This is a genomic window from Burkholderia contaminans, from assembly GCF_029633825.1.
GTDB classification, from domain to species: Bacteria; Pseudomonadota; Gammaproteobacteria; order Burkholderiales; family Burkholderiaceae; genus Burkholderia; species Burkholderia contaminans.
The window spans coordinates 3444572-3456576 of sequence record NZ_CP090640.1 but is presented as its reverse complement, the minus strand read 5'-3'; the positions used below and the strand labels follow the sequence as shown (position 1 = coordinate 3456576).

The 12005-nt window shown below is 61.9% G+C and carries 8 protein-coding genes; 7 read left to right on the top strand and 1 reads right to left on the bottom strand.

The genetic code is table 11. The features are described from left to right. Window positions 1–85: 85 nt before the first annotated feature. Window positions 86–406, top strand: a complete 321-nt coding sequence (locus LXE91_RS16135; RefSeq protein ID WP_226292508.1) for a helix-turn-helix domain-containing protein — start codon at window positions 86–88, stop codon at window positions 404–406. A gap of 73 nt (window positions 407–479) precedes the next feature. Here LXE91_RS16135 and LXE91_RS16130 read toward each other — a convergent pair whose 3' ends face one another. Further along, on the bottom strand, window positions 480–3350 hold the full coding sequence (locus LXE91_RS16130; RefSeq protein ID WP_143274589.1) for a phospholipase D-like domain-containing protein: 2871 nt from the start codon (window positions 3348–3350) through the stop codon (window positions 480–482). Window positions 3351–3672: 322 nt separating this feature from the next. Between LXE91_RS16130 and LXE91_RS16125 the strand changes: the two genes are divergently transcribed. The 6 genes from LXE91_RS16125 to LXE91_RS16100 all read left to right on the top strand — a co-directional run bounded on the left by LXE91_RS16125 (window position 3673) and on the right by LXE91_RS16100 (window position 11999). Continuing rightward, a complete protein-coding gene (locus tag LXE91_RS16125; RefSeq protein WP_046543545.1) occupies window positions 3673–5859 on the top strand; it encodes a KAP family P-loop NTPase fold protein in 2187 nt (728 codons plus the stop codon). Window positions 5860–5906: 47 nt separating this feature from the next. After that, entirely contained in the window at window positions 5907–6680 is a 774-nt protein-coding gene (locus LXE91_RS16120; protein WP_046543544.1) for a hypothetical protein, read from the top strand. 1 nt (window position 6681) lies between these two features. Continuing rightward, the gene (locus LXE91_RS16115; protein ID WP_143274588.1) at window positions 6682–8169 is read left to right on the top strand and encodes a hypothetical protein; all 1488 of its coding nucleotides are present in this window, start codon (window positions 6682–6684) and stop codon (window positions 8167–8169) included. A 344-nt stretch (window positions 8170–8513) separates the two neighbouring features. Beyond that, window positions 8514–9745 (top strand): IS3 family transposase gene (locus LXE91_RS16110; protein ID WP_218618809.1). Its coding sequence is split into 2 segments (ribosomal slippage): window positions 8514–8853 and window positions 8853–9745, totalling 1233 coding nucleotides; the frame shifts between segments, so codons are not numbered across the junction. Window positions 9746–9999: 254 nt separating this feature from the next. Next, window positions 10000–10350 (top strand): DUF2958 domain-containing protein, encoded by a 351-nt coding sequence (locus LXE91_RS16105; protein WP_046543541.1) that lies wholly within the window; start codon window positions 10000–10002, stop codon window positions 10348–10350. An 824-nt stretch (window positions 10351–11174) separates the two neighbouring features. Then, window positions 11175–11999, top strand: a complete 825-nt coding sequence (locus tag LXE91_RS16100) for a DUF932 domain-containing protein (RefSeq protein WP_046543540.1) — start codon at window positions 11175–11177, stop codon at window positions 11997–11999. Window positions 12000–12005: the final 6 nt, after the last annotated feature.

Genomic DNA, 12005 nt, shown 5'->3' with positions numbered 1-12005 from the left:
GCGCAAGGAAATCAAGGGCGAACTGGGTAACCTGCGCAAAACCGTCACGGCGTAGCGCTCCGAGATCGCGGCGCTCAAACGAGATGTGAAGGAACTGGTGTCGCAGGTGAAGGGGCTGTCCAAGGCCGCAGCCCGTCAGGCCGCTCCAGGCAAGGCGCCGGCTCAGGACGCCGAGGTTCCGGCACGCCGTGGGCGCCGATTCCAGTTCAAGGCCAAAGTGCTGGCAGCCAGGCGAGAGCAACTGGGTCTCTCGCAGCAGGCCATGGCGGTGCTGCTGGAGGCCTCGACGCTTTCCGTAGCCCGATGGGAGAACGGGAAGGCGATGCCGCGGGCGGCACAGATTGAGAAGATTCGGGCCGTGCTCAAGATGGGCAAGCGGGAGGCGCGCGCCAAACTGCAGAGCTGACAACTTGAGGGATTGAGCGCTCCTCTTGGCGCCCCAGTCATTGGGCGGGGTGCCTTGCCCTGGACGATGGCGTTCAATCGTCCGGATGGAAAAGCCGGCGGGCCCGAACCTCTCCCTGGTCGACGGCTACCCTCAGCGCAGCTTGTTCCTCGGGTGAGGCGATCTCTTGTACCTTGGGTTTGCCGGGACGGATGTAGACCTTGGTCTTCGACCAGTTCTCCCAGTCATAGATGAAGATGCCCTCCAGGTAGCGTGCGATCTCGGCGTCGTAGAAGAGCAGGCTGGCGTCGCGGTTCAGCACGGTGCCGTCGTAGGACCAGTTGTGACTCCCGAGCAGCACGCGGGCCGAGTCGACGATGATGCCCTTGGTGTGCGTGCGATTGCGCCAGCGCACGCGGCCCATGTCGATGCCATGGGTCTTCATGAACTCGATGTGGCGCGCCTCCACGCCGTTCTCGGCGCGCAGGATGATGCGCACGTCCAAGCCCTCCTGTTGCTTGCGGGCGATGGCTTCCAGCAGCGGGATGTAGGTCTGTTCGGCCCGCGGGTCCAGCGATTCGTTGATGTACTGGTTCTGCAGGTAGATTCGCGACTTCGCGCCCTCGATCAGCGGGAGCACCACCTGAATGTAGTTGTCGGGCGTGAGCACGGGCTGCACATCCACTTCGCGGTCGATCTCCAGTGGGTCGAAGGTCCTGATCTCGGCAGCCGTCTCGCGCGGATCGGGCTCCAGCGGCGGCAGGATTTCGTAGGCTTGCTCAGCACCCTTGGGCACGAAGCCGCTCGATTGCTCGAAGTCGTACTGGAGGTAGGACTCGAAGATGCCGGCGAGCGTCGGGTTGTTGATCACGACGTGCCACTCGCGGTTGTAGTTCGTGAGGAGTGCCTTGGCGCTGGCATCGTCCGCGGGCGGCGCATCGGGCGGCTGGTTGGAACTCTGCCAATTGCCGCTTGAGAGCCAGAACGCGCGGGAGTCGCGGACGGCCACCTTGATGTGGTAGGCCGAGGCCCAGAGCGAACCAGTCTGACCGACGTTGGCCCATTGCATCTCGAAGTTGTTGCCTAGTGCACCTTTGAGGGTTCTCACGGTCTCTGCGTCGTCCGTGTCTCCGGCCTTGGTGCCCGTCCCCACCGAGGAGCCGTACTGAATCACCAACTCCAGCGTGGCGCTCTTTGCTTCGAGCCGCGTCGCAATCGCGTCAACGATATGCGGCGCACCGAAGTCATACATGCCCACCGTGAGCTTCGTGTTCGTCTGCTGCAGGAAGGCGTCGAGCACGGGCCAGCCTTGCTCGGGACTAACGTGTACCAAGACCTTCATGCGCTCCTTCACGCGGGGCAGCGAGAGATTCGGCGGCTTCTGGTAGACGGGGGTTGCCGTGCGCTCCGTGAACACGGCGCCACCGTCCAGGCGACTCAGTTCGTAGAGTTCCTCGGCGCTGGCCTGGCGCACATCCACAGGGAAGCCCTCGAAGGTTGTCGGCAGCTTGGGTATGCCTTGTTCGCCCAGCGTGGCGGTGGTCTTCTTCTCCTCGACGATTGCGACGATCGCGGCCTGATCGGTGATCCAGCCGTCGGTGAACTGCCATCCGGCACGGATGCGGAGCAGGCCTGGGATCGTCCGGAATGCGTCGCGCGCACGGCCGACGGCGCGCATTAGCTCAGGCGATGTCTCCGGTGTCACGGGGGCGGGCGGTGAGGGCAGGGCGGGGGGCACGGCCGATATGGCAGCGCCGCCTGACGGGACGGCTTGGCCGGACAGCCCGCCGAGGCGCACGCTCACGGACAGCGGAATGGTCCAGGTCGCCACGTCGCCCTCGATCGCGGGCTGGCGCGCGGCGCTCGCAACGTCACCGGCCACTTGCCGTGACGGACCTGCCGCTTCCAGTTGGGGGATGGCGCGCGACAGGTCGAATGCCTGGGCAAGCTGAGCCTGCTCTTCGCTGGTTCTGGCGAGCCCCTTGGCGCGCTCGACGAGAACCGACACGCGCACGCCCTCGTTGGCCTTCCAATGCACGCGGGCTTCGCCCTGGTCGCTGGTCCATGGCTGGCCATCGCGGTTGAGAATGCGGCCCTGCGCGTCGCGCTCCGGGACACCCGAGTGGTGCAGCGCGACCATCTCGAACTGGTCGTTGAAGACCGGTGCGCCCGAAGATCCCGGCGCGGTGTCGGCCGCATACTGTAGGTAGTTCGTGAGCACGTCCACGATGCGGTTCTCGCGCAGCGCGAACATCTTGGGCCCGCCGTTGGGGTGCTGGATCACGTTCACGAACTCGCCGTTGATGGCCTTGCCTTCCTGCGGGTTGAGGCAGATATAGCCCAGGTCGGCACCAGGCTGTCCGCGAGTGTCCGCCGGCGAAACCGCCACGAAGGTGAAATCCAACGCCTCGTCGGTGATGAAGAGCTTTTGCGGCACGAGGCGGAAGACGCGCTCCTCGGACGGCAAGGTCGTGTTCGTCTCGAAGCCGAAGGTCACTTCGCTTTGGACCGCATCTGCGGCCCGCTCGAGCACATGGTGGTTCGTCAGAAGAATGCCGGGGCCGACGAGCATGCCCGTGCCGTAGCCGAGCAGGGCGCCGCTTGCGCCACGCACGGTGATGCGGCCCACGCAGCGGGAGGCCGCGAGCGCCAGCTGAAGGAACTGGGGTGTGACGAGGTCGTCGCGGCCGATGACCCGTTCCTGCGCTAGTTGCGCGACCAGGGTTTCGGTGTCTGCGTGATCTGGAGAGGGCGCGAGTTCCCTGAGCATGGTTGCAGGAGCAACCATGGCACCTTCGGTGGTGCGCACGTGGGCGAGGCGCTTGGCCACCCGCTCGGGATCGTCTGCGGCCCAGATGTTGCCTTTGTTGGCTTCTTTCAGGCGCTTTTCGCGGATGCCGACGCGCTCTTCGTAGCGCGCTTCGGTCGCAGATGCCAGAACCATGACTCGATCAGAGATGTTCACGATCGCCTCCTCTTTCCTGCGAATTCATTATCGGAGGGCTTGTGACAGTGGTATTGCTTACCCCCTGATTTCGCTCGCCTTTGAATCGAGGAACGGCAGCCAACAAGTGGATTTCATCTTGAATCTGGGGCCGAAACGTTCGTCCAAGCTTGTATAGAGGTTCGGTGTCGGCCCGAATCCTGCTTGCTGAACCGGCCACGCTCGCTGCCAATGTGCTAACACGCCTCAGCCGCCGGACCATCCCGCACAATAATCAAATCAACGATTCGAGTCATTGAGATCAATCGACAACAACATCTTGGCTATCAGACGAGGAGCATTGATGGGTAAGAAGACTTCCCAGAGTGAGCACGCAGTCATGCAGCACGCTTCAGATATTGACTATGACGTTCCGCTGAAAGCCGACTCTGCCCTTCAGCGGGACAAGTTGTCGCGCAAAGGATATGCAGGGATTGCTGCGGCGGCCCTGCGTAAGGTGCCTTCGTCTGCGGGCTTGGTTGTCTCCATTGAAGGAGCCTGGGGAAGTGGGAAAACTTCCGCGCTGGCAATGATCGAGGCACTGCTGTTAGAGGACGAGGAATTGGCTTCACCGTTGATCGTCCACTTCAATCCGTGGCTTGTCGGCGACAAGGATGCGTTGCTACGCCATTTCCTCTCCAGAATCGCCAGCGCTGTCAGATTGAATGATCACAGCCGTGATGGCAAGAAGGTTGCGAAGGAGATCAAGGCCTACGCCAAAGTTTTCGACTTGGTCAAACTGATCCCGGGTGCGGAACCCTGGGCTTCCATGATCAAGTCTGTCGTCGAGGCAGCTGGCGAGGCAACTGGCGCTGTCTCCGAGTACAAAACCCCAGATATCGAGGCTTACAAGCTGCGAGTGGAGGAGGCGCTTCGGAAATTCGATCGCCCGATCATCGTCTTCATCGATGACATAGACCGACTGTTCCCGCTGGAAGTGTTCGAGATGGTCCGAATCATCAAAGCTGTGGGCGGATTGCCTCGTCTAGGCTACGTGGTCGCATGGGATTCGGTGTATGTCAGCGGCGCCCTTGAGAGGTTGGGCGTTCCTCAGGCCGCGAGCTATCTGGACAAGATCGTCCAAGTGAGAATGCCGCTTCCGAGTCTTTCATTGGTTGCGCGAAGAAAGCTGATCGAGGACGCTCTGGACGGACTCGATCCGGAAGCACTGCGCCAGCGCTTTCGCAATCAAGACGATCGACTGGGATCCCTGTACCACTCGGGCTTGCGTGATCTCCTGGAGCAGCCACGGGACGTTGCCCGTGTATTCAACGCAGTGCGGATGATGGAGCCATTGCTGCGAGACGAGATCGTCTTTGCTGACATTCTTGGACTGGCGGCTCTCTCTGTAAAGGCCCCGGCCGTGTTCGACCTGCTCCGGAAAAAGCCCCGTCTCTTCGTGGGCGCGTTGCCTGATGACGTCACTATCTTGAAGAAGCCAGAAGAGGTGATCAAAGAGGGGGCGGAAGAGCGGCAGATGGCCTTTGAAATCTCAGGGGCGGCGAGCGCCGCAAAAAGGGTGGTGCATCTTCTCTTCCCCGGAGTAGCCAGTGCTGATGACAGCTTCTCGCTCGGGAAGGGCACTTATGTAGAGGGCAACATTTCTCATCCTGCAAAGTTGGCCATCGCGCTGCAGCTCAGCGTGACGGACGGAGATGTCAGCATCAAAGCTGCCCGGCAGTATCTTCAGGACCCTGCTCAGCGGGAGTCGGTGGTGGCAGGGCTTGCAAGCGAGAACTGTGATGAGTTTATCGATCTGCTTGGAGAGGTTGGCGAATCGCTGCGGGGAGAAGGGATCACTGATCTCGATGAGCTCTGTGTGTCAATTGCGAGGTTGGTGGAGAAGCCGTTGTTCGTAGACCGCGCCACGTCAAACAGACGTGCACTCCGACTTCGGATTGAAGACATGGCGTTGCGTGCCGTGAGTCTGCTGGCTGGGGCGACGGATAAGGAGCGTATTCCGGCAATCTCGAAATTGATTGCTACGGATTCGGTAGCGCTCTCATGCGCTGCAGAGGTCGTGACTCGGAGCTATGTAGCGGGCCGAGATCGATACTCCGATGGCATTGAACTGCTAGCGAAAGACAGAGGCAAAGTCCTTCGGACCTTTTCTGAGAACGTCCTGGAAGCGGCAAGACTTGAGAAGCTGTTGAAGATGAATCACGCAGGATTCATCTTGTGGACGATGGCAAGGGTCGCTCCCCAAGAGTGTCCCGCGCTCTTCGGTGTTCTCAGAGCATCGGATTCCACCTTGGACCAGTTTGCTCTGTACTACCTTGGGGGAGGTTGGGACTCGTCGAAGGGGAACTCATACAGCCTGCCTCGGGACGTATCCTTGCACGAGGTGTATTGTCCTCTGGCTGACTTCAAGTCTCATGCGACTGCGCGGCTCCAGGATGCAAGTCTCCAATATCCCGAACGTGCTGCTTGGCGTTCTGTCGTTGAAGGTACCCGCTTGTATGGGATCGACGGTACTGAAGCCAGACACTAGTTGCCTTATGGCTAGGGAGGCAGTCAAGCCGAGGAGGAATCACTTAAATGATTGGATCGAGAACACGTCATTCGCTTGCGCAGTTCCTAGAAATACAGGAGCCTGCCGTCTCCATCGTGATGCTCAGCAAGTACGGGGTTCAGCACCTCTCGCTCTCGCGGGGGCACTTGTTGTTCGAACTGCTCAACATCGTGCGAGATCTGGACGATCGCACGTTGATGTTGGTCCTTGCCGAAATAGTGGCCACGCAGGGTGACCTGCAAATCAGAGTGAGCCCGAAATATCGATTCAAGGAACGCTGGCACGACCTGACACAGTGCATGCTGCTGGATGGTTATGCGGTGCAGAACGCTAAGCTGATACAAATCGACCCGTCGATCGAGGATGCCTCGCCTTTGGAGGACGATTTGGTCGTTGCGTTGCAGAATTCTGGTGTGCCTCGGGCAACCGAGATTGTTGCCAAGATCGCCGATTCGGCCCATGCCTTCCGCACGATGCCGCCCGACTACAACGCTGCGCTTGTGAACGCGCGTGTCGCACTTGAAACGCTCGCCGCGGATGTCGCCGCTGATGTGGCTGCAGCTCTCGTGCCTGCGCCTGGCTATAACCCTGCCAAGTGGGGCGAGGTGCTGACCTTCTTGCGCAACAGTGGAGAAATTACGCAAGAAGAGGAGAGAGGCTTGGCCGGCGTCTTCGGGTTTCTCAGTCCTGGTGCCCACCGTCCGGTCGGGATTCCCGAAGACCAGATGACCAGGCTGGGTCGTTCCTTTGCCTTGAACATGTGCTGGTTCCTGCTCAAGAACCATCTCGGGCAGAAATAGCTTGCCGCGCTCGAGCGCGGGCAACGATTGGTTCCTCGCACTAGAGCGGCTGGACAAGCTGGCCGCCACCGAATTTTTCTATCTCACATCACCTATGGCAAAAACCTGCATCTTCGGCGGCGGCCCGGCTGGCTCGGGCGAACACACATTTCCTGCCGCATTTGGCGGACGGCGAACGAACAAGGGCATTTATTGCACCAAGCACAACAACGAATTTGGTCGGCATGTTGCGGCATTGTTGGAGAGCATGGACATCATCAACGCGAAGCTGGGCGTGATCCCAGATCGCCACGACGAGGTTCGTCCAGCCCCTGCTGCTGCCCAAGACGGCGAACGGTTTCTCGTATCGAAGAGTTCAACCCACATCGCGCCTCCACTCAACCTCGATAAGACGCCTGAACTCGTGGGTAGGGGATCTCAGCAGCGTTTTGCCAATATGGAGCAAGCCCAACAATGGGCGGCGCAGCAGGAGAGGGCCGGATACAAGGTTACGCTCGGCAAACCCAGCGAAGTGAAAACGCAGTTCGTGGCGCGCCCGTTGAGCGCAGTGCGGATGTTCGGTGGTGAATCCTTCATGCGTGGTGTCGTGTACTTGGCTGTGACCTTTCTTGCCCACGCATTTCCTGAACTGGCCCGCTCGCAGTCGCTTGCAGCAGCGCGCGACTTGATCGAGAACGACGGGCCTGTGGGGGACCGCGTTTGGTGGGAGCCACCCGAGGTGGCCGCGCAGCGCTCGAAGAATCCATTCGACATAGGGCATTCAGTGGTGATTGCACCAGACAAGGAAGGACGGCGGGTGGTCGCGCTGATTTCGTTCTATGACGCGCTCCACCTGGGAGTCGACTTGGGTGAACTCACTGGCACGGATAGCCTAGCTGAGCGCTTCACGACGCATATTGATCCGATGGCCCGACGTCCTCCTAATGACATTGTGGAGTCGTGGGAGCCTGGGCTGTTCCTGTCGCTCAGTACGAGGGAGGTGGCCAAGAAATACATCCGTTTGCTTGCTACTGGTCAAGTTCCCAATCCCTTGGGACCAATTTTGAAAGCGGCCGACGAGACAGAGCGAAAAGATGCTGCGATGGCGCTGCTGCCGCAACTGCTGGCTGTGCCGAGTTTGACTGGGTACGAGCGTGACAGACGTCTCGATGAGATTCTGGCGACACAACAGCAGCGCGTTCTCAATTTGATGGTCGAATTCGTGACGGGCTTGCAGCAGGAGAAGAGCTTCCCCGAGCCGGTTCATACGATCTTCGGCGCTTTCATTGCGGTGGACGAGAATGCTCCACGGGGGATCAGTTTCCTCAGTGAAGCCGCACTGGGCTATGCGACTCATTCACTGCGCGCGAGGATTGAGGAGCACCTGGCGAGCGGGACTCTCGACGTTCCAGCCCTAGCTGAACTCCTCGGGGGAGCGGAAGGCTTCAGGATCGTTGCGGGTGCTCTGAACGAACTCTTTCAGCAGACGTTGCCGAGGGAGTTGTCGTAGGAAGTCCGCTCAGTGGAAATCCCGGCTTCCGCTCGCAACGTCCGAGAGCCGCGCTAGTAGGCGGCGTCAAATCTTCCAGCCCGCTCGCCACCAAGTTGCGGATGTCGCCTTCGCGCTGCCAGCAGCCATGCGCCAGCAGCAACTTGAAGTGCAGTAAAACTCATTGCGCAGGTGCTCGGTGACCTTGTTGTGCTGCGTATCGAACCCGTTGTCGGGGTTCACCCCCATGCGGGCGTCTATCTCACCGACGCCTTCGGCCCGGTTCGTAGACCCGTGGAGCGGCCCCCTGAATCTGAGGACACGGTTCCCCTCTTAAACTAAGAGGTAGTCAAATGACCGTGTTTATGACTAACACTAACAACGAGATCGCGGCGGAGGTTGTCGGGCCCGAGCGGCGCCGGCGCTGGTCACTGCAGGAGAAGCTGCAGATGGTCAGGGAAAGTTATGAATCAGGGAAGTCGGTCTCAATGGTCGCCCGGCGTCACGCAGTGAACCCGAACCAGCTGTTCCAATGGCGCAAGTTGCACCAGGAAGGAGCCCTGTCGGCGGTGTCCGCGGGCGAGGCGGTGGTGCCGGCCTCGCAATTGGCCGAAGCGCTGCGGGAGATCAAGGCGCTGCAACGGATTCTGGGCAAGAAGACGCTGGAGAACGAGATCCTGCGAGAAGCGGTGGAGTACGGCCGCTCAAAAAATCTGATTGCGCGCTCACCATTGCTGCCGGGGGACGACCGTTGAAGCGGGTCTGTGAAGTCCTCGGTGTGGCGCGCTCGGGGGCAACGAAGCGACGAGCTCGGCCTTCGGATTGGCGCGATGGCCGGTGTGCCCGCCGCATGGACGATGCGGGCCTGTTGACCGAGTTGCGCGAGGCGGTGGAACACCTGCCCAGCTACGGCTATCGGCGCGCCTGGGGCGTGCTGCGTCGCCAGCGCGAGGCCCGCCAGGCGCCCGCGGTCAACCTCAAGCGCGTGTATCGGGTCATGCGCATGCACGGGCTGCTGCTGGCACATCAGCCAACACCCCCGCGTTCGCGGCGCCGTCATGAAGGTCGGGTGGCCGTCGACACGAGCGATCAACGCTGGTGTTCCGACGGCTTCGAGTTCAGGTGCGACAACGGCGAGCCCGTGCGCACTACCTTCGCGCTGGACTGCTGCGACCGCGAAGCGATGAGCTGGGCGGCCACCACGGGTGCGCAGACGGGCGACATCGTGCGCGACGTGATGCTCGCAGCCGTCGAGCGTCGCTTCGAGCAGGCACTACCATGCGAGACCATCGAGTGGCTGACCGACAACGGCTCGCCCTACATTGCCGAGCGCACCCGCGCCTTCGCGCTGGACCTCGGGCTGCTGCCCTTGACGACGCCGGTGTGCTCGCCGCAGAGCAACGGGATGGCCGAGTCGTTCGTCAAGACCATGAAGCGCGACTACGTCGCCTTCATGCCCAAGCCCGATGCGCGCACGGCCATCCAGAACCTGGCACTCGCCTTCGAGCACTACAACGAGCATCATCCCCATAGCGCACTGAAGTACCGCTCGCCCCGAGAGTTCAGGCGCGCGAAATATTCCTTAAACCAAGGGTGACTTGGTGTCCTCGGATACGGGAAGCACTCCAGGTTCGTAGACCCGGGCCTGCGCGCTGCGCTTGCCAATACCGGGTGTAGTTGGGGGCGGCTGCTGTTCCCTTCATGGTGCCACGGCGTGCTCGCCGTCAAGGGCGGCGCGTGCCTTGCACGCTGGCGGCCTGCGGCCGTCTTGGCCCCTTGACTGCTTGCGCTGCGCCGTGACCCGGATGGGCTGGGCAATGCCGCCCGGCAACCTTTCAGGAGTTCACCACCATGAACAACGCACTCATCACAGACGAGCAGCGTGCGCTGCTGCTGGCCAACGGCCGCGAATCCCTGCAAAACCCCGATTTCGACCCGGCGCCCGTAGTCAGGCTGTTCACGCCGGATGCCGGCGCGACCTGGCTGTTAACCGAGATGGACCCGGACGAGCACGACCATGTGTTCGGCCTGGCCGATTTGGGCCTGGGGATGCCTGAGCTGGGCTGGACCAGTCTTTCCGAGCTGGCTTCGGTGCGCGGGCGGCTGGGCTTGCCTGTCGAGCGCGACCTGTACTTCCATGCCGAAAAGCGCTTGAGCACCTATGCGCGCGATGCGCGGCTGGCGGGGCGCATCGTCGTCTGATCCCGTACAGGGGGCCTCGCGCCCCTTTTTTTGCTTTCAGCGCTGGACGATCACCAGGGCTTCCAGCGCCGCTGGGCTGTTGGTGGCAACGCGCCGAGCAGGGGTGTCCGGGGAAGCGCTTGGGGCGCCACGCTCAGGGGAAAGCGCCGGCGCACCTCGCATTCCAGCTCGTGCGCCAAGCCGCGTGCACCTTTCTCGCCGCGCAGGGCCCGTAGCCGCCATTCACGGGCCTGGGCAACCAGCGCTTCGTCCTGTAGTTCTCGTATGTCCATGACAGGCACGATTTTGCCGATGGCGTGAGCAAGAGCGGTCCAGGAGGATCTTGCTGCAGGGACGCGGGCGTCCCCGGCCACTTGGGAGATGGCCGGTCGCGCTGTCGTGCGCGTAGCGCATCGAGCCACCTGCGGGCTTCCATCGTGCCCTCGCTCCGCTCGGCTGACGCCTCCGGCCCGGCTTCCAGCTTCGGGCCTGCGCGCTTCGCTTGCTGTGCGGTCGGCGTGAAGGGCGGCCGCTGCCTGTCCAGCCATCTTTCCTGACTCCATCACCTTCTCCGCGACTGTAGCCCGCGGCCTGGTGCCATCAAGGCGCGCAGGGCCGTGTCCTCGGCTGCGCCTGCGGGCCGCACCCACCCTGCGCTTGTCTCCTTGACGGCCCCCGTCCGCGCGCTCCCTTTCGTCGCGGGCGATGAACTCAGGAAAGACGGTGGCAACGAGGCCAACCGGGTTCTTCGTGCCGACCGCACCGAACAGCCACAAGGCTGGGCTCCGAATCTAGGAATCCGGTGTGCGGTTTTCTTCAACAGCCTTTTTGTTCAGGAGAAAGACATGCTTGCATCCCGTTTCGCTTCCCATTCCCCCGCGCTGCGCAGCGACACCCCGCTGTCCGATGACCAGATTCGCCGGGTGGCCCCGTCCATCTTCGCGGATGCCCCGCACCAAAGCCGCTCCGAACGGTACGCCTACATCCCCACGGTGGCGGTGCTGACCGAATTGCGCAAGGAAGGGTTTCAGCCCTTCATGGTGACGCAAACCCGCGTGCGCGATGAAGGCAAGCGCGAGCACACCAAACACATGCTGCGCCTGCGCCATGCCAGCCAGATCAATGGCACGGAAGCCAACGAAATCATTCTGCTGAACTCGCACGACGGCACCAGCAGCTACCAGATGCTGGCGGGCCAGTTCCGATTCGTTTGCAGCAATGGCCTTGTGTGTGGCGACACCGTGGCCGATGTGCGCGTGCCCCACAAAGGCGATGTGGCGGGCCAAGTCATCGAAGGCGCTTTCGAGGTGCTGCACGGCTTTGACCGCGTGAAGGAGTCGCGCGACCTGATGCGCAGCATCACCTTGGACGATGGCGAATCGCAAGTGTTCGCCCGCGCCGCGCTGGCCCTCAAGTACGACGACCCGGCCAAGCCCGCGCCCGTCACGGAATCGCAAATCCTGATGCCGCGCCGCTTCGACGACCGCCGCCCCGACCTGTGGAGCGTGTTCAACCGCATGCAGGAGAACCTGACCAAGGGCGGATTGTCTGGCCGCGCCGCCAATGGCCGCAGGCAGCAGACCCGCCCCGTGCAGGGCATCGATTCCGACATTCGCCTGAACCGCGCCCTGTGGCTGCTGGCCGATGGCATGCGCCAGTTGAAAGCCTGACCCCTT